Annotated in this window: 15 protein-coding genes and 1 tRNA gene; 14 read left to right on the forward strand and 2 right to left on the reverse strand. The window is 73.0% G+C overall.

Annotation, left to right across the window (positions count from 1 at the left end; all coding sequences use genetic code 11):
- Positions 1 to 64: 64 nt before the first annotated feature.
- Positions 65 to 140, reverse strand: a tRNA-Lys gene (locus tag AC3RKA_RS04010).
- A 67-nt stretch (positions 141 to 207) separates the two neighbouring features.
- Complete coding sequence (locus AC3RKA_RS04015) at positions 208 to 756, reverse strand: hypothetical protein (protein ID WP_126860350.1); 549 nt, start codon at positions 754 to 756, stop codon at positions 208 to 210.
- Positions 757 to 860: 104 nt separating this feature from the next.
- Here AC3RKA_RS04015 and ilvD point away from each other — a divergent pair, with 104 nt between their 5' ends.
- From ilvD to AC3RKA_RS04085, 14 genes are all read left to right on the forward strand, one after another.
- On the forward strand, positions 861 to 2,588 hold the full coding sequence (gene ilvD / locus AC3RKA_RS04020) for a dihydroxy-acid dehydratase (protein ID WP_060775813.1): 1,728 nt from the start codon (positions 861 to 863) through the stop codon (positions 2,586 to 2,588).
- Between the two features lie 103 nt (positions 2,589 to 2,691).
- Complete coding sequence (locus tag AC3RKA_RS04025) at positions 2,692 to 2,850, forward strand: hypothetical protein (protein ID WP_396743142.1); 159 nt, start codon at positions 2,692 to 2,694, stop codon at positions 2,848 to 2,850.
- 43 nt (positions 2,851 to 2,893) lie between these two features.
- On the forward strand, positions 2,894 to 4,114 hold the full coding sequence (locus AC3RKA_RS04030; RefSeq protein WP_489727529.1) for an N-acetylglucosamine-6-phosphate deacetylase: 1,221 nt from the start codon (positions 2,894 to 2,896) through the stop codon (positions 4,112 to 4,114).
- A 291-nt stretch (positions 4,115 to 4,405) separates the two neighbouring features.
- Entirely contained in the window at positions 4,406 to 6,307 is a 1,902-nt protein-coding gene (locus AC3RKA_RS04035; protein WP_095353808.1) for an acetolactate synthase large subunit, read from the forward strand.
- A 12-nt stretch (positions 6,308 to 6,319) separates the two neighbouring features.
- On the forward strand, positions 6,320 to 6,829 hold the full coding sequence (gene ilvN / locus AC3RKA_RS04040; RefSeq protein WP_002854209.1) for an acetolactate synthase small subunit: 510 nt from the start codon (positions 6,320 to 6,322) through the stop codon (positions 6,827 to 6,829).
- A gap of 35 nt (positions 6,830 to 6,864) precedes the next feature.
- A complete protein-coding gene (gene ilvC / locus AC3RKA_RS04045) occupies positions 6,865 to 7,896 on the forward strand; it encodes a ketol-acid reductoisomerase (RefSeq protein ID WP_010078979.1) in 1,032 nt (343 codons plus the stop codon).
- Between the two features lie 149 nt (positions 7,897 to 8,045).
- Positions 8,046 to 9,641: a phosphoglycerate dehydrogenase gene (gene serA / locus AC3RKA_RS04050; protein ID WP_180537289.1), complete on the forward strand. Its 1,596-nt coding sequence runs from the start codon at positions 8,046 to 8,048 to the stop codon at positions 9,639 to 9,641.
- 64 nt (positions 9,642 to 9,705) lie between these two features.
- Positions 9,706 to 10,563, forward strand: a complete 858-nt coding sequence (locus tag AC3RKA_RS04055; protein WP_489727530.1) for a hypothetical protein — start codon at positions 9,706 to 9,708, stop codon at positions 10,561 to 10,563.
- Positions 10,556 to 12,181, forward strand: a complete 1,626-nt coding sequence (gene metG / locus AC3RKA_RS04060) for a methionine--tRNA ligase (protein ID WP_489727531.1) — start codon at positions 10,556 to 10,558, stop codon at positions 12,179 to 12,181. The genes AC3RKA_RS04055 and metG overlap by 8 nt, the downstream gene beginning before the upstream one ends.
- A 71-nt stretch (positions 12,182 to 12,252) precedes the next feature.
- Positions 12,253 to 13,329: a 3-isopropylmalate dehydrogenase gene (locus tag AC3RKA_RS04065; RefSeq protein ID WP_060775801.1), complete on the forward strand. Its 1,077-nt coding sequence runs from the start codon at positions 12,253 to 12,255 to the stop codon at positions 13,327 to 13,329.
- A 145-nt stretch (positions 13,330 to 13,474) separates the two neighbouring features.
- Positions 13,475 to 14,566 (forward strand): branched-chain amino acid aminotransferase, encoded by a 1,092-nt coding sequence (locus AC3RKA_RS04070; RefSeq protein WP_080983940.1) that lies wholly within the window; start codon positions 13,475 to 13,477, stop codon positions 14,564 to 14,566.
- Positions 14,567 to 14,591: 25 nt separating this feature from the next.
- On the forward strand, positions 14,592 to 16,853 hold the full coding sequence (locus AC3RKA_RS04075) for a carbon starvation CstA family protein (RefSeq protein WP_489727532.1): 2,262 nt from the start codon (positions 14,592 to 14,594) through the stop codon (positions 16,851 to 16,853).
- Position 16,854: 1 nt separating this feature from the next.
- Positions 16,855 to 17,100 (forward strand): YbdD/YjiX family protein, encoded by a 246-nt coding sequence (locus AC3RKA_RS04080; protein ID WP_049145181.1) that lies wholly within the window; start codon positions 16,855 to 16,857, stop codon positions 17,098 to 17,100.
- A 195-nt stretch (positions 17,101 to 17,295) separates the two neighbouring features.
- Positions 17,296 to 18,090, forward strand: a complete 795-nt coding sequence (locus tag AC3RKA_RS04085) for a fumarylacetoacetate hydrolase family protein (protein ID WP_060775803.1) — start codon at positions 17,296 to 17,298, stop codon at positions 18,088 to 18,090.
- Positions 18,091 to 18,126 lie beyond the last annotated feature (36 nt).

Genomic DNA, 18,126 nt, shown 5'->3' on the forward strand with positions numbered 1-18,126 from the left:
GGCCTGCCGGGGAGCGGGGACGACGAAGGCCCCGTCTCCGTGGAGACGGGGCCTTCGCTTCGTGTGGTGCACCCCCCGGGACTCGAACCCGGAACCTGCTGATTAAGAGTCAGATGCTCTACCGGTTGAGCTAGAGGTGCAGGTGCCGCACCGCCTCTCGGATCTCTCCGGTGCGCCGTGCAACGAGGTGAAACCCTACCAGGGGTTTCAGACGCCGTGCAAATCGGGGGGCGTGACGTCCGTCGTGTCCGGCTCCGGGGCCGCGTAGAGGCGGTCCAGTTCATCCATGAACGCGGTCATGAAGGCGTGGAAGTCGGTGGCGTCCTCGGCCTGGTCGAGCTCCGCGGTGCCGTCCTCCGTGAGGTCACCCACCGGGACGCGCGTGTGCTCCGGGACGTCGAACCACGTGCGGAAGCCCGTGACGGTCTCCACCTGATAGCCGCTGCCCGTGTCCGCCACGGTGGCCACGTTGGCCAGGCCCACCCCGACGACGTCGGCGCGGTCTGCGGAGGCCTCGGTCACCGGGCCGTGCGGGTCGTCCTCGGCCACGCCCGGGGTGCGGCGGTCGTGGTCGTCCGGGGTGGAGGTGGGGTCGAACGGGCACAGCAGCATCTCGAGCGGCTGGTGGCGGTACCCGATGACGAGGGGGGAGGAGGAGCCCGAGGGCTGGCCGTAGACGACGTTGTAGTCGCCATGGTTGAACACGCGCGCATCGAAGACGCGGCGCAGCCGTCTGTGCAGGGTGGGCGTGTCCATGACCCCAACGTACGCGGACCCGTCCGCACGTGTCATGCCGCCGCGCCCGTCACACGGGGACGTCGCTCCGGCCCTCTCGCGCCGTGCTCACTAGACTCCGCGGCATGGACTCCGCCGCGTCGACTCCCAGCACCCCGTCCGCCGCCCCCGACATGAAGCCGCGCTCGCGCGACGTCACCGACGGCATGGAGCGCACCGCCGCCCGCGGCATGCTCCGCGCGGTCGGCATGGGGGACGAGGACTTCGGCAAGCCGCAGATCGGCATCGCCTCGTCCTGGAACGAGATCACGCCCTGCAACCTCTCCCTGGACCGCCTCGCCCAGGCCTCGAAGGACGGCGTCCACGCCGCCGGCGGATATCCGCTGGAGTTCGGCACGGTCTCCGTCTCGGACGGCATCTCCATGGGCCACGAGGGCATGCACTTCTCCCTCGTCTCCCGCGAGGTGATCGCCGACTCGGTGGAGACCGTGATGATGGCCGAGCGCCTGGACGGCTCCGTCCTGCTCGCCGGCTGCGACAAGTCGCTGCCGGGCATGCTCATGGCCGCCGCCCGCCTGGACCTGGCCTCCGTGTTCGTCTACGCCGGCTCGATCATGCCGGGCGTCGCCCGCCTGACCGACGGCACCGAGAGGCAGGTGACCATCATCGACGCCTTCGAGGCGGTCGGCGCCTGTGCCCGCGGCCTCATGTCCGAGGAGGACCTGCTCCGCATCGAGAAGTCCATCGCCCCGGGCGAGGGCGCCTGCGGCGGCATGTACACCGCCAACACCATGGCCTCCATCGGCGAGGCCCTCGGCATGTCCCTGCCCGGTTCCGCCGCCGCCCCCTCCGCGGACCGTCGCCGTGACGCCTTCGCGCGCCGCTCCGGCGAGGCCGTGGTGAACATGCTCCGCCAGGGCATCACGGCCCGGGACATCATGACCAAGCCCGCGTTCGAGAACGCGATCGCCGTGACCATGGCCTTCGGCGGCTCCACCAACGCCGTGCTGCACCTGCTCGCCATCGCCCGGGAGGCGGGCGTCGACCTGCAGCTGTCCGACTTCAACCGCGTCGCCGACCGCACCCCGCACATCGCCGACCTCAAGCCGTTCGGCCAGTACGTCATGACGGACGTGGACCGCATCGGCGGCGTCCCCGTGGTCATGAAGGCCCTGCTGGACGAGGGCCTGCTGCACGGTGACACCCTCACCGTCACCGGCAAGACCCTCGCCGAGAACCTGGCCGCGCTCGATCCGGACCCGGTGGACGGCAGGGTCATCCGCACCATGGACGACGCGCTGCACCCCAACGGCGGCATCGCGATCCTCCACGGCTCGCTGGCCCCGGAGGGCGCCGTCGTGAAGTCCGCCGGCTTCGATGCGGACGTCTTCGAGGGCACCGCGCGCGTCTTCGACCGTGAGCGCGCCGCCATGGACGCCCTCGAGGACGGGACCATCGCCGCCGGCGACGTCGTGGTCATCCGCTATGAGGGCCCGAAGGGCGGCCCGGGCATGCGCGAGATGCTCGCGATCACCGGCGCCATCAAGGGCGCGGGTCTGGGCAAGGACGTCCTGCTGATCACCGACGGGCGCTTCTCCGGCGGCACCACCGGCCTGTGCATCGGCCACATCGCCCCCGAGGCCGCCGAGGGAGGGCCGATCGGCCTGGTGCAGGACGGCGACCGCATCCGCGTGGACATCGCCGGACGCACCATGGACCTGCTCGTGGACGAGGCCGAGCTCGCCGCCCGCCGCGAGTCCTGGGAGCCGGTGGCGCCGAAGTTCACCACGGGCGTGCTGGGCAAGTACGCCAAGCTGGTGCACTCCGCCGCCGAGGGCGCCTACCTGGGCTGAGGCCTGGTCGGCCCGCACGCCGCGTCCAGCAGGGGATGAGCATGCATGAGCTCGCCGCCCGGGCCGGGGGACCCGCGCCCCGTCCCGGGCGGGAGGCGCGCTGATGGAGGTCGTCATCCTGCCCGACGCCGGCAGTGTGGACGTGCAGCTGCTCGCCGCGCAGACCCGGCGGGACGACGCCCGCGTCTTCGACGGCGACCTCGAACTCGCGGGGGAGTACCGCCACATGGGGGAGGCCAAGCCGTCCTGGCAGGGCCTCTGAGCGCCCCTCGTCCATCGACCCGTCCACCCCGGAAGGTGCATCCGTGCCCGCCTCGGTCCCTCACCGGCCGCGCGCCGAGCAGGCGTCGCCGGCCGTCGCATCCCCGTCGGTGCTGCGCGCGGACCGCGTCCATGACGGCGAGTGCCTCGGCGGCTCCGGCTGGATCGCCCTGGCCGAGGGCCGCGTGGTGGCTGTCGGGACCGGCGACCCGCCGCGCACCCGCGGCCCCGTCCACGACCTCGGCGACGGCCTCCTCGCTCCCGGCTGCGTGGACGTGCACTGCCACGGCGGCGGCGGACACGCCTTCGAGTCCGGCGCGGCCGCGGCACGCGAGGCGGCCGCGGCCCACGCCCGTGCGGGCACGACCACGGTGGTGGCCTCCCTCGTCACGGACCACGTCGACGCGCTCGCGGCGCAGCTGACGGCCCTGACGCCCCTGTGCGCGGAGGGGGTGCTGGCCGGCGTGCACCTCGAGGGCCCTTGGCTCTCGCCCCGGCACCGCGGCGCGCACCGGGCCGCGTCCCTGCGCGCCCCGGCCCCCGACGACGTCGCGCGCCTCGTCGAGGCCGGCGCGGGCAGCCTCGCGATGGTGACGCTGGCCCCCGAGCTGCCGGGCGCCCTCGACGCGGTGCGGACGCTGCGGGCGGCGGGCGTCCTCGTCGCGATCGGCCACACCGACGCGTCCTACGAGGTCACGCGCGCGGCGATCGAGGCGGGCGCGCGGATGGCCACCCACCTGCACAACGCGTGCCGGCCCGCCCACCACCGCGAGCCCGGGCCGGCCGTCGCCCTGCTGGAGGACCCCCGCGTGGGGATCGAGACCATCGTGGACGGCGTCCACCTGCATCCGGCCACGGTGCGGCGGGTCGCCCGGGAGGCGGGGGAGCGGTGGATCCTCGTCTCGGACGCGATGGCCGCCGCCGGCTGCGGCGACGGCGACTTCTCCCTCGGACCCCTGCGGGTCCGGGTCCACGACGGCGTCGCGCGGGTGGTCGGCGCGGATGGCGCAGCCGGGGCCATCGCCGGGTCCACGGCCACGCTCGCCGGCTCGGTGCGCTCCGCCGTCGCCGCCGGGGTCGACCTCGACGCCGCGCTGCGGGCGGCGACGGCCGCGCCCGCGGACGCCCTGGGGCTCCCCGACGTCGGCCGGCTCCGAGTCGGGAGCCGAGCGGACGCCGTCGTCTTCGGCCCGGAGCTCGAGGTGCGCGGGGTGCTCCGTCACGGAACGTGGGTGAAGGCGGCCGCCCCCGCGGCGGCTGACTAGGGTGGGCTCAGGCCCGGGATCCGACCCCGACCGCTCGGTCGTCTCACGATGTGACGCTTTATCTCACATTGCGAGACAGGCGGGTGGTCGATGGCGGACGGGGCGCACGGCTGTCGATACTGAGACCACCCCCGAAGGACCCGGCGGCCCGTGTCCCCACCTCAGACTCCGCCACGCCGGCCCGATCCGTCATCGACGCGGCCACGGTCCCCGACGCCCGACGGATCCGAACGACGACCGTCCGACGCCCCCGCGACGGACACGCAGCGACGAACGCAGTGAGGTGACCCCATGAGCACGACCCCCCGCGACGCCCGCGCGGCGGTCCCGCAGGTCCCGACGCCGGCCTCCCGCCCGACGGAGACCGCCCGGGTCCAGGAGCGCCGTCCGGCCCCCCGGCCCGAGATCGTCGAGCCGCGGGTGCCCGGCGAGGGCTCCCGCGTCGAGCCGACCCGGATGACCGGCTCCGAAGGCATCATCCGCTCCCTGGAGGAGCTGGGGGTCACGGACGTGTTCGGGCTGCCCGGCGGCGCCATCCTGCCGACCTACGACCCGCTCATGGACTCCGATCGGATCCGCCACATCCTGGTGCGCCACGAGCAGGGCGCCGGTCACGCGGCGCAGGGCTACCACCTGGCCACCGGCAAGGTCGGCGTGGCCATCGCCACCTCCGGTCCCGGCGCCACCAACCTGGTGACCGCCATCGCGGACGCCCACATGGACTCCCAGGCGGTCGTGTTCATCACCGGCCAGGTCTCCTCCGCCGCGATCGGCACGGACGCCTTCCAGGAGGCGGACATCGTGGGCATCACGATGCCCATCACCAAGCACTCCCGGCTCGTGACCCGGCCCGAGGACGTCCCCCAGGCCCTCGCCGAGGCGTTCCACATCGCCGCCACGGGCCGGCCCGGGCCCGTGCTCGTGGACGTCACCAAGGACGCCCAGCAGGGCGAGTTCGAGTTCGCGTGGCCGCCCCGGATCGACCTGCCCGGCTACCGCCCCGTCCTGCGCGGCCACCCCCGGCAGATCCGCGAGGCCGCCCGGCTGATCCGCGAGGCCCGGCGCCCCGTGCTGTACGTGGGCGGCGGCGTGGCCCGCGGCGAGGCCCACGAGGAGCTGCGCGCCCTCGCCGAGCTCACGGGCGCCCCGGTGGTCACCACCCTCACCGCCCGCGGCGTCTTCCCCGACTCGCACCCCCAGCACCTGGGCATGCCGGGCATGCACGGCGGCGTCCCCGCCGTGGCCGCGCTCCAGCAGGCCGACCTGCTGATCACGCTCGGCGCCCGCTTCGACGACCGCGTGACCGGTCACCTGCCCTCGTTCGCCCCCGGCGCCCGCGTGATCCACGCGGACATCGACCCGGCCGAGATCTCCAAGAACCGCACCGCGGACGTGCCGATCGTCGGCCACGTCAAGGAGATCATCCCGGACCTGGTGGCCGAGCTCGCGACGGACACCGAGGCGCTGCCCGACCTCGCCGACTGGTGGGCGGTGCTGCGGCGCCTGCAGGACACCTACCCGATGGGCTGGACCGAGACCGAGGACGGCCTCCTCGCGCCCCAGGAGGTGATCTCGCGTCTGTCGGCCCTGTCGGGCCCCGAGGCCACCTACGTGGCCGGCGTCGGCCAGCATCAGATGTGGGCCAGCCAGTTCGTCGCCTATGAGCGGCCGCGCCAGTGGCTCAACTCGGCCGGCCTCGGGACGATGGGCTTCGCCGTCCCCGCCGCGATGGGGGCGCAGGTGGGCGAACCCGACCGCGTGGTCTGGGCCATCGACGGCGACGGCTGCTTCCAGATGACCAACCAGGAGCTCGCCACGTGCGTGATCAACCGCATCCCCATCAAGATCGCGGTGATCAACAACTCCTCGCTGGGCATGGTGCGCCAGTGGCAGACCCTCTTCTACGACGGGCGCTACTCGAACACGGACCTGAACACGGGCCACGACACCGCTCGGGTGCCGGACTTCGTCAAGCTCGCCGACGCCTACGGCGCCGCGGGCCTGCGCTGCGACCGCCGGGAGGACCTGGACGACACCATCCGCCAGGCCCTGGCCATCGACGACCGGCCCGTGATCGTGGACTTCGTGGTCTCCCGCGACGCCATGGTCTGGCCGATGGTCCCCGCGGGGGTCAGCAACGACGCGATCCAGGTGGCCCGGGGCATGACGCCCGACTGGGACCAGGAAGACTGAGGAGGGCAACCGATGGAACGCCACACCCTGTCCGTGCTCGTCGAGGACGTGCCCGGCACGCTGACCCGCGTGGCCGGCCTCTTCGCCCGGCGCGCGTTCAACATCCACTCGCTGGCCGTGGGCGTCACGGAGGTCGAGGGCCTGTCCCGGATCACCGTGGTCGTCGACGCCGACACGGACCTGCTCGAGCAGGTCACCAAGCAGCTGAACAAGCTGATCAACGTGATCAAGGTCGTCGAGCTCACGCCCGACTCCTCCGTTCAGCGCGACCACCTGCTCGTGAAGGTGCGCGCCGACGCGGCCACCCGCGGCCAGGTCGTCCAGGCGGCCGACCTGTTCCGCGCCCACGTCGTCGACGTGGCCCCGGAGTCCCTGACCCTCGAGGCCACCGGCACCCGTGACAAGCTCGAGGCCTTCCTCGAGATGATGGAGCCCTACGGCGTGCGTGAGCTCGTCCGCTCGGGCACCCTCGCCCTCGCCCGGGGGCCGCGGTCCATGACCGACCGCGCCCTGGCCCGCTGACCGTCCCGATCCACCCATCCCGTGAGGAGAACAGCATGACCGTGAAGAAGTTCTACGACGACGACGCCGACCTGTCGATCATCCAGGGCCGCACCGTGGCCGTCATCGGCTATGGCTCCCAGGGCCACGCCCACGCCCTGTCGCTGCGCGACTCCGGCGTGGACGTGCGCATCGGCCTCGCCGAGGGCTCCAAGTCCCGCGCCAAGGCCGAGGCCGAGGGCCTGCGCGTCGTCGACGTCGCCACCGCCGCCGCCGAGGCCGACCTGATCATGATCCTCACCCCGGACCAGGTCCAGGCCGACGTCTACGACCAGCACATCGCCGGCAACCTGCAGGAGGGCGACGCCCTGTTCTTCGCGCACGGCTTCAACGTGCGCTTCGGCTACATCCAGGCCCCCGAGGGCGTCGACGTCGCCCTGGTCGCCCCCAAGGGCCCGGGCCACGTGGTGCGCCGCGAGTTCGAGGCCGGCCGCGGTGTGCCCGCGCTGATCGCCGTCGAGAAGGACGCCTCCGGCCAGGCCCACGCCCTCGCCCTGTCCTACGCCAAGGCCGTGGGCGGCACCCGCGCCGGCGTCATCGAGACGACCTTCACCGAGGAGACCGAGACCGACCTGTTCGGCGAGCAGGCCGTGCTCTGCGGCGGCGCCTCCCAGCTCGTGCAGTACGGCTTCGAGACCCTCACCGAGGCCGGCTACCAGCCCGAGATCGCCTACTTCGAGGTGCTGCACGAGCTGAAGCTCATCGTCGACCTCATGGTCGAGGGCGGCATCGCCAAGCAGCGCTGGTCCATCTCCGACACCGCGGAGTACGGCGACTACGTCTCCGGCCCCCGCGTCATCACCCCCGACGTGAAGGAGAACATGAAGGCGGTCCTCGCCGACATCCAGTCCGGCGCCTTCGCGCAGCGCTTCATGGACGACCAGAAGGCCGGCGCGCCCGAGTTCAAGGAGCTGCGCGCCCGGGGCGAGGCCCACCCGATCGAGAAGACCGGCCGCGAGCTGCGCCAGATGTTCTCCTGGCTCAAGGACGCGGACGACGACTACACCGAGGGCACTGCGGCCCGCTGAGCCGCCTGAGCCCCCGACGCCGGCCCCGGGCATCGCGCTCCGGGGCCGGCGTCGCATTCCGGCCACGGTCCGGTCACGCGTCTAGGCTCGGACCGGAGCGCGGGCCGGCCCGCCTCCCATCCCACCGCACCACACCTCCAGGAGCATCCGTGAGCGCAGCCCAGCCCGTCGTCCTGATCGCCGAGGAACTCTCGCCCGCCACCGTCGAGGCCCTCGGCCCCGACTTCGAGATCCGCCGCACGGACGGCGCCGACCGCGCCCGCCTCCTCGAGGACCTGCGCGACGTCGACGCGGTGCTGATCCGCTCGGCCACCCAGATGGACGCCGAGGCGATCGCCGCCGCGCCGCAGCTGAAGGTCATCGCGCGCGCCGGCGTCGGGCTGGACAACGTGGACGTGCCCGCCGCCACCGAGGCCGGCGTCATGGTCGTCAACGCGCCGACGTCGAACATCATCTCCGCCGCCGAGCTCACCTGCGGCCACATCCTGGCCGCCGCCCGCAACATCGCGGCCGCCCACGGCTCGCTGAAGGCGGGGGAGTGGAAGCGTTCGAAGTACACGGGCGTCGAGCTGTACGGCAAGCGGCTGGGCGTGATCGGCCTGGGCCGCATCGGCGCGCTCGTGGCCGAGCGCATGAAGGCGTTCGGCATGGAGATCCTCGCCTACGACCCCTACGTGACCACCGCCCGCGCGCAGCAGCTCGGCGCGAGCCTCGTCGAGCTGGACGAGCTGCTCGAGCGCGCCGACGTGGTCACGATCCACATGCCCAAGACCCCCGAGACGGTCGGCATGATCGGCGACGAGCAGTTCGCCCGCATGAAGGACACCGCGATCATCGTGAACGTGGCCCGCGGCGGCCTCGTGGACGAGGACGCTCTCGCCCGCGCGCTCGAGGCCGGGACCATCGGCGGCGCCGGCATCGACGTCTTCAGCTCCGAGCCGGCCACGGACCTGGCGTTCTTCGCCCACGACTCCGCCGTCGTCACCCCCCACCTGGGCGCCTCGACCGCCGAGGCCCAGGAGAAGGCGGGCGTCGCCGTCGCCGGCTCCGTGCGCCTGGCCCTCTCCGGCGAGCTGGTGCCGGACGCCGTGAACGTGGCCGGCGGCGCGATCCACGAGGACGTGCGCCCCGGCCTGCCGCTGGCCGAGAAGCTGGGCCGCGTGCTCACCGCGCTGGTGGGCGAGCAGTCCATCACGGCCGTCGAGGTGGAGATCGCCGGTGAGATCGCCGAGCACGACGTCTCCGCGATGCGCCTGGCCGCCCTGAAGGGCGTGTTCACGGACATCGTCTCGGACCAGGTCTCCTACGTGAACGCCCCCGTGCTGGCCGAGCAGCGCGGCGTCGAGTGCCGCCTCACCACCACCGCGGTGTCCGAGTCCTACCGCAACACCGTCACGGTGCGCGCCGCGACCGCGCAGGGCACCCAGACCGCCGTCACCGGCACGCTCACCGGCCCGCGCCAGGTGCAGAAGCTCGTGGGCGTGGACCGGCACGAGCTCGAGGTGCCGCTGGCCGACCACCTGCTCGTGTTCGCCTACCAGGACCGCCCGGGCGTCATCGGCGTCCTGGGCCAGGCCCTCGGGGTGCAGGGCGTGAACATCGCCGGCATGGACGTCTCGCGCGACGACGAGGGCGCCGCCCTGGCCGTGCTGACCCTGGACGGGGCGCTGTCCGGGGACACCGCGGCCACGCTGGCCGCGGCCATCGGTGCCGCCCGTGCGGCCGAGGTGGACCTCTCCGTCTGACCCGTCCACGCCCGGGCGGGCGACGCGGGGCCCGTGCGCGTCGCCCTGTGTTGAGATGGTGTCCATGTCGCGTCCACCCGAGCCCCGCCCCGCTCCCGCCCCGACCGCGCGCGCCGCAGCGGCCCGCCCCGCCACGCCTCCGGGCCTGCAGGGCCGCTGGGCCCGGCGCGCGGCGGGCGGGCTGATCGGCGTCAGTGTCCTGCTCGCCGCCTGGTCGTTCGCCCTCCCCTTCGTGTTCGGGCTGGGCCCGCGGCAGGTGCCGTGGTGGCGCGAGCTCTTCGACGTGAACCACGAGGCCAACCTCACGGCGTGGTGGAGCGCGGGCCTGCTCCTGCTGGGGGCCGCGGGCTTCACCACGGTGGGTCTCGTGCGCCGCGTGCTGGGGGCGGACCGGCGGCGGAGCCTGCTCGCATGGTTGACCCCCGCGGCCCTGCTGGCGGCCATGAGCCTGGACGAATCGACGCAGATCCACGAGCACGCCGGCCAGCTGTGGGAGGCCCTGCCGTTCGCGGGGGAGAACCCGCTGCCCGCGTTCCAGTGGCTCATCCTCGGAGCACCGGCCGCGATCGTCGTCCTCGGGCTGCTCGCGCTGTGCACCGTCGCCCTGCCCCGCCGGACCCGAGCGCTGACGGTGGCGGGCGGCGCGGTGTTCTTCTTCGGCGCGATCGTCCTCGAGGCGGTGCCGCTCGTCTTCGGGATCGGGCGCAGCACCCTGGCCTACCACGTGGCGACGCACGCGGAGGAGCTGACCGAGATGATCGGGGCGTCCGTGCTCGTGGTGGCCCCGTGGGCCCACCTCCACCTGCGGCCTGCGCCGGGCCATCTGCAGGTGACCGCCGACGGCGTCCCGGACGTCGGCGCGGACGACGTCGTCCTCGGCGCGGGCCCCGGCCCCGCCGGTAGACTCGACGACTGTGACTGACGCCCGCGCCCCGTACTACCTGACCACGGCCATCTCCTACCCGAACGGCGAGCCGCACATCGGCCACGCCTACGAGTACATCGCCTCGGACGCGATGGCCCGCTTCCAGCGGCTCGACGGGCGGGACGTGCGCTTTTTGACCGGCACGGACGAGCACGGCCAGAAGATGGAGCAGACGGCGCAGCAGCAGGGCGTGAGCGCCCTCGAGCTGGCCACGCGCAACGCGGCCGTCTTCAAGGAGATGGACGACGACGTCCTGGACATCTCCTACGACCGCTTCATCCGCACCACGGACACGGACCACGCCGAGGCCGTCCGCGAGATCTGGCGGCGCATGGAGGCCAACGGGGACATCTACCTCGGCTCCTACGCCGGCTGGTACTCCGTGCGCGACGAACGCTACTTCGGCGAGGACGAGACCGAGGTGGGACAGGACGGCGTGCGCCGCGCCGTCGAGACCGGCACCGAGGTGACGTGGACGGAGGAGGAGTCCTACTTCTTCCGCCTGTCCAAGTACCAGCAGCCGCTGTTGGACCACTACCGCGACCACCCGGACTTCGCCGCCCCCCGGTACCGCTTCAACGAGGTCATCCGCTTCGTGGAGGCCGGGCTCGAGGACCTGTCCATCTCCCGGACCTCCTTCCAGTGGGGCATCGACCTGCCGGCGCCCGCGGACCCCGACGCCGACGACCCCGACCGGCGCGCCGACCACGTCACCTACGTCTGGGTCGACGCGTTGACGAACTACCTCACCGGCGCGGGCTGGCCCGCCGAGGACCCGGAGGCGTTCGCGCGCTACTGGCCGGCGGACCTGCACGTGATCGGCAAGGACATCTCCCGGTTCCACTGCATCTTCTGGCCCGCGTTCCTCATGTCGGCCGGCCTCGAGCTGCCGCGCCGCGTCATGATCCACGGCTTCCTGAACAACAACGGGGCCAAGATGTCCAAGTCCCTGGGCAACGTGGTGCACCCGCGGGAATGGGTGGCCCGGTACGGCCTGGACGCCATCCGCTTCTTCCTGCTGCGCGAGTTCCCGTTCGGCGCGGACGGCTCCTACAGCCACGAGGCCGTGGTGAGCCGCAAGAACGCGGACCTGGCCAACAACCTCGGCAACCTCGCCCAGCGCTCGCTGTCCATGGTGGCCAAGAACTGCGGTGCCGCCGTGCCCGAGCCGGGCGAGCTCACCGACGCGGACCGCGCCGTCCTGGCCCAGGTCGACGCCCTGCTGGAGCGCTCCCGGTCCGCGTACGCGGTGCAGGACTTCCACGACGCGCTCGAGGAGACCTGGCGCGTGCTCGGCGAGGTCAACGCCTACTTCGCGGACCAGGCCCCGTGGGTGCTGCGCAAGACGGACGAGCCGCGCATGCGCACGGTGCTGTACGTGACGCTGCAGGCCGTGCGCCGGGTGGCCCTGCTCGCGCAGCCGGTGATGCCCGACTCGGCATCGCGGCTGCTGGACCTGCTCGGCGTCCCCGCCGAGGGCGACGCCGGCCGCACCGGCGCGTCCGGCACCGGCCCGCGGTCCTTCGCCGCGTTCCACGAAGACCTGGTCCCCGGCACCCCGCTGCCCGCCCCGCAGCCGGTCTTCCCGCGGCACGAGGAGCCCGCCGAGGACTGAGCCCGTCCGGAGGGTGAGACCGGGTGTCACACGATGTGGTCCTCACGCGGGCCGCGCGTAGCCTGAGGGCCATGACCGAGACCACACGCAGCTCCGCAGACCCTTTGGACATCGCCGTCATCGGCGGCGACGGCATCGGCCCCGAGGTCACCGACCAGGCCGCCGCCGTCCTGCAGGCGGCGCTGCGTGCCGAGGGGCGTCCGGAGGCCCGGCTCACCCCGTATCCGCTGGGTGCGGAGCACTGGCTCGAGACCGGCGAGGCGCTCACGGACGAGGTCCTTCAGTCCCTGCGCAGCCACGACGCGATCCTGTTCGGGGCCGTGGGTGCCGCGCCCGGGGACGAGCGCATCCCGTCCGGGCTGATCGAGCGCGGCATGCTGCTCAAGCTGCGCTTCGCGCTGGACCACGGCGTGAACCTGCGCCCGGCCACCCTGCTGCCCGGCGCCGTCAGCCCCCTGGCCGCGCCCGGCGAGATCGACTTCACCGTGGTGCGCGAGGGCACGGAGGGGCCGTACGTGGGCAACGGCGGTGCGATCCGCGTGGACACCCCGCACGAGATCGCCACGGAGGTCTCCGTGAACACGGCGTTCGGCGTGCGCCGCGTCGTCGAGGACGCCTTCCGTCGCGCCGACGCGGGCGAGCGCAAGCGCCTCACGCTCGTGCACAAGCACAACGTGCTGGTCCACGCCGGCCACCTGTGGCGCCGCACCGTGGAGTCCGTGGCGGCCGACTTCCCCGCGGTCACCTGGGACTACATGCATGTCGACGCCGCCATGATCTTCCTGGCGACGGACCCGGCCCGCTTCGACGTGATCGTGACGGACAACCTGTTCGGGGACATCATCACGGACCTCGCCGCCGCCGTGACCGGCGGCATCGGGCTCGCCGCCTCCGGCAACATCAACGTCGAGGGCACGGCGCCGTCGATGTTCGAGCCGGTCCACGGCTCCGCCCCGGACATCGCGGGCCAGGGGGTCGCCGACCCCGTGGCCGCCATCCTCTCCGCCGCCCTGCTGCTCGAGCACGTGGGCGAGGCCGGCGCGGCGGCGCGCGTGCGCACCGCGGTGTGGGCGCACCTGAGGGACCGGGTGGAGGGCGCGCGGGGCACCACCGCCGAGGTGGGCGCCGACGTCGTCGCGCGGGTCTGACGCGCGGGCCCGGCGCGTCGACGCCGGGTCTAGGATGGGGCGACGGCCTGTGGCGTGTGCCACGCCCGGCGCCGTGGCCCCCGCGCGTCGTGCCCGGCACCGGAGCCGTCCCCATCCGTCACCCGTCACGAGGAGTGATCCCACCGTGTCCGAGACCGTGTTCACGCGGCAACCGCATCTGTCCCCGATGTCCGATCAGCAGCGCGTCGAGATTCTCCAGGACCCCGGTTTCGGCAACGTCTTCACGGACCACATGGTCTCGATCGACTGGACCTGGGACGAGGACGGGGGTGCGTGGCACGACGCCCGCGTGGAGCCCTACGGACCGCTGTCCCTGGACCCCTCGGCCGCGGTGCTGCACTACGGCCAGGAGATCTTCGAGGGCCTGAAGGCCTACCGGCACGAGGACGGGTCGGTGTGGACGTTCCGTCCCGAGGCCAACGCGGCCCGCCTGAACCGCTCCGCCCGCCGCCTGGCCCTGCCGGAGCTGCCCGAGGAGCTGTTCCTCGGCTCGTTGCAGGCCCAGCTCGAGGCGGACCGGGCCTGGGTGCCCACCGGCCCGGGCCAGTCCCTCTACCTGCGCCCCTTCATGTTCGCCTCCGAGGCGTTCCTCGGCGTCCGCCCGGCCCGGCAGGTGCGGTACATGGTGATCGCCTCCCCGGCCGGCAACTACTTCGGCGGCGAGCTCAAGCCGGTGACCATCTGGGTCTCGCGCGACTACGCCCGCGCCGGCAAGGGCGGCATGGGCGCGGCCAAGACCGGCGGCAACTACGCCGCCTCGCTGCTGCCCCAGCTGCAGGCCGCGGCCAAGGGCGCCGACCAGGTCGTGTTCCTCGACCAGTACAACGACGACGCGATCGAGGAGCTCGGCGGCATGAACGTGTTCTTCGTGCACGCCGACGGCCGGCTCGTCACCCCGGCGCTCACCGGCACGATCCTCGAGGGCGTCACCCGCTCCTCGATCCTCCAGCTCGGCCGGGACATGGGCCTGACCGTCGAGGAGCGTCGCGTCACCCTCGCCGAGTGGGCCGAGGGCGTCCGCTCGGGCGAGATCACCGAGGTCTTCGCGTGCGGCACCGCCGCCGTCGTGACCCCGATCGGCCGTCTGCTCGACGGCGACGACGTGATCGAGTCCGCCGGCGGGACCGACGTGACCCTGAAGATCCGCGCCGAGCTCGAGGGCATCCAGACCGGGCGCGTCGAGGACCGCCACGGCTGGCTGCACCGCCTCGTCTGACCCCACCCCACGAACGGAGACCCCCGTGAGCTCGCACCGCTCCTCCGCGCCCGTCGAGGGCGCCCCACATCCGGCTCCGACGCCGGATGACCTCCCGCCCACCGAGGCCGCCGACCGGCCCCGCTGGACGCCCGTGAAGATCGCCGTCTGGGTGGCCGTCGCGCTGCTCGGCGGCGTCGCCTGGACCATGCTCGCCCTGCACCGTGGCGAGACGATCAACGCGATCTGGTTCGTGTTCGCCGCCGTGGCGACGTTCGCGATCGGCTACCGCTTCTACTCGAAGTACGTCGAGCGCATGATCGTCCACCCGGACGACACCCGCGCCACCCCGGCCGAGTACCGGGCCGACGGCCGGGACTACGTGGCCACCGACCGCCGCGTGCTCTACGGCCACCACTTCGCGGCCATCGCCGGCGCCGGTCCGCTCGTGGGCCCCGTGCTCGCCGCGCAGATGGGCTATCTGCCCGGCACCATCTGGATCATCGTCGGCGTGATCCTGGCCGGCGCGGTCCAGGACTACCTCGTCCTGTTCTTCTCGATGCGCCGCGGCGGCCGCTCGCTCGGCCAGATGGCCCGGGACGAGCTGGGCCGCGTCGGGGGCACCGCCGCGATCGTCGCGACCCTGCTGATCATGGTGATCATCACGGCCATCCTGGCCCTCGTGGTGGTCAACGCCCTGGGCGAGTCCCCGTGGGGCGTGTTCTCCGTGGCCATGACCATCCCGATCGCGCTCTTCATGGGCGTGTACCTGCGCTGGATCCGCCCGGGCCGCATCACCGAGATCTCCGTGATCGGGTTCGTCCTGCTCCTGGCGGCCATCATCGGCGGCGGCTGGGTGGCCGGGACCGAGTGGGGCGCGGCCCTGTTCACCCTGGACCGCACCACCATCGCCTGGGCCGTGATCATCTACGGGTTCGTCGCGGCCGTGCTGCCCGTGTGGCTGTTGCTCGCGCCGCGCGACTACCTGTCCACCTTCATGAAGATCGGCGTGATCGCCGGTCTCGCGCTGGCCATCGTCGTCGTGCAGCCGCGCATCGGCACCCCCGCGTTCTCCGAGTTCGCCTCGGGCCAGACCGGCCCGGTGTGGCCCGGTTCGCTGTTCCCGTTCCTGTTCGTCACCATCGCGTGCGGTGCGCTGTCCGGCTTCCACGCGCTGATCGCCTCGGGCACGACGCCCAAGATGGTGGAGAAGGAGCGCCAGACCCGCTTCATCGGCTACGGCGGCATGCTCATGGAGGCCTTCGTGGCCATCATGGCGCTCGTGGCCGCCGTCTCGCTCGACCGCGGCATCTACTTCGCCATGAACTCCCCGGCCGCCCTCACCGGCGGCACCCCGGAGACCGCCGCCGACTTCGTCATGGGCCTCGGCCTGGCCGGGGTGAACCTCGCCCCCGGGGACCTGACCCACCTGGCCGACCTCGTGGGCGAGGAGACCGTGGTCTCCCGCACCGGCGGCGCCCCCACCCTCGCGGTCGGCCTGGCGCACATCATGGGCCAGCTCGTGGGCGGCGACGCGCTCATGGGCTTCTGGTACCACTTCGCGATCATGTTCGAGGCGCTGTTCATCCTCACCGCCGTCGACGCCGGCACCCGCGTGGCCCGGTTCATGCTGCAGGACTCCCTGGGCAACGTGGTCCCGCGCTTCAAGGACACCTCGTGGCGCGTGGGCGCGTGGGTCTGCACGGCCATCATGGTGGCCGCGTGGGGCGCTGTGCTGATCATGGGCGTCACCGATCCGCTGGGCGGCATCAACACGCTGTTCCCGCTGTTCGGCATCGCCAACCAGCTGCTCGCGGCGATCGCGCTCGCCGTCGTCCTGACGATCGTCGCGCGCCGCCGGGACTTCCGGGGCCTGTGGATCGTGGCGCTGCCGCTGGCGTTCATCACCGTGGTCACCACCGTGGCGTCGTTCCAGAAGATCTTCTCCTCCATCCCGGCAGTGGGCTACTGGGCGCAGCATCGCGCGTTCCAGGACGCGCTGGCGGCGGGGAAGACGAGCTTCGGCGCCGCGAAGTCCGTGCCGGCCATGGAGGCCGTGGTCCGGAACACGGCCATCCAGGGCACGCTCTCCGTCGTCTTCCTGGTGCTGGCGCTGATCGTCATCACGACGTCGGTGCTCGCCACGGTGCGCGCCTTCCGCGGCACCGAGGTCATCGACCACCAGGACCCGTACGTGCCCTCGCAGCGCTTCGCCCCGGCCGGGCTGTTCGCCACGGCCGAGGAGAAGGAGCTGCAGCGGCAGTGGGACGCCCTGCCGGCGGAGAAGCAGCCGGTGCGGGGTCACTGACGTGGCCGATCCGCGCGCGACGCCGGCCGGGCCCTCCACCGCGGAGGGCCCGGCCGGCCCGTCTCGGCCCGGGGTGTGGGCCCGGGTGCGCTGGTGGGTCCGCCAGCTCTCCGGAGAGGGGAAGTACGACGCGTACGTGGCCCACCACCGGGCCCACCATCCGGAGCGCGCGCCGATGACCGAGCGGGAGTTCTGGCGGGCCGAGTACGCGCGCCAGGAGGCCAATCCGGGCAGCCGCTGCTGCTGAGGGGTCTCGACCCGCACCGCGCCGCACCGCACCGCACCCCGCTGAGCCAGACGAATCCGCCCGCGAGCCAGACGAATCGGTCGCCCCGGACCGTCGGGCGAGGCCGAATCGTCTGGCTCGCGGCGTCAGCGGGGTCGGCATCGGGTTGGGGTGCCCGGCGACGGCGCCCGCCGCTCACCCACTAGGCTGGCGGCCATGCGCATCGCCCGTTTCGTGGACCAGGCCGAACCGACCTACGGCATCGTGGAGGGCCCGGCCGACGCCGACCCCTCCGAGCTGAGCATCACCGCCCTGCAGGGCGACCCGTTCTTCCACGGGATCCAGCCCACCGGCACCACGCACCGCCTCGAGGATGTGCGTCTCGTGGCCCCGATCATCCCGCGCTCGAAGATCGTGGGCGTCGGCCGCAACTGGGCCGACCACGCGAAGGAGCTCGGCAACGAGGTCCCCGCCTCGCCGCAGTTCTTCCTCAAGCCGAACACCGCCGTCGTGGGGCCGAACGAGCCCGTGACCCTGCCCAGCTGGTCGGACGAGGTCTCCTACGAGGCCGAGCTCGCCGTCGTCATCGGCACCATCTGCAAGGACGTGCCGGTGAGCCGCGTGGACGACGTCGTGTTCGGCTACACCGTGGGCAACGACCTCACCGCCCGCGACGCCCAGCGCACCGACCTGCAGTGGGCCCGCGCCAAGGGCTTCGACGGTGCCTGTCCGCTGGGCCCGTGGATCGAGACCGAGCTGGACGTGGAGCCGGCCGGCGGCCTGCGCATCACGTCCCGCCTCGACGGTGAGACCCGCCAGGACGGCACGACCGCGGACATGGTCTTCGGCGTCCGCGAGCTCGTGGCCGCGGCCTCGGAGATGTTCACCCTCCTGCCCGGCGACGTGATCCTGACCGGCACCCCGGGCGGGGTCGGGACGGTCCAGGAGGGCCAGCGCGTCGAGGCCGAGGTCGAGGGCATCGGCGTCCTCGCCACCGTCTTCCGCCGCTGACGCAGGCGCTCGACGGCGGCGTCCGGGCCCCGCGTA

Source organism: Micrococcus sp. iso_229, assembly GCF_058072725.1.

Excerpts from the sequence above, each read along its gene's own strand:
- AC3RKA_RS04035 (WP_095353808.1), top strand. The coding sequence starts at position 4,406 with ATGAGCACGACCCCCCGCGACGCCCGCGCGGCGGTCCCGCAGGTCCCG.
- ilvC (WP_010078979.1), top strand. The coding sequence starts at position 6,865 with ATGACCGTGAAGAAGTTCTACGACGACGACGCCGACCTGTCGATCATC.
- AC3RKA_RS04055 (WP_489727530.1), top strand. The coding sequence starts at position 9,706 with ATGTCGCGTCCACCCGAGCCCCGCCCCGCTCCCGCCCCGACCGCGCGC.
- AC3RKA_RS04065 (WP_060775801.1), top strand. The coding sequence starts at position 12,253 with ATGACCGAGACCACACGCAGCTCCGCAGACCCTTTGGACATCGCCGTC.
- ilvN (WP_002854209.1), top strand. The coding sequence starts at position 6,320 with ATGGAACGCCACACCCTGTCCGTGCTCGTCGAGGACGTGCCCGGCACG.
- AC3RKA_RS04025 (WP_396743142.1), top strand. The coding sequence starts at position 2,692 with ATGGAGGTCGTCATCCTGCCCGACGCCGGCAGTGTGGACGTGCAGCTG.
- AC3RKA_RS04015 (WP_126860350.1), bottom strand. The coding sequence starts at position 756 with ATGGACACGCCCACCCTGCACAGACGGCTGCGCCGCGTCTTCGATGCG.
- ilvD (WP_060775813.1), top strand. The coding sequence starts at position 861 with ATGGACTCCGCCGCGTCGACTCCCAGCACCCCGTCCGCCGCCCCCGAC.
- AC3RKA_RS04085 (WP_060775803.1), top strand. The coding sequence starts at position 17,296 with ATGCGCATCGCCCGTTTCGTGGACCAGGCCGAACCGACCTACGGCATC.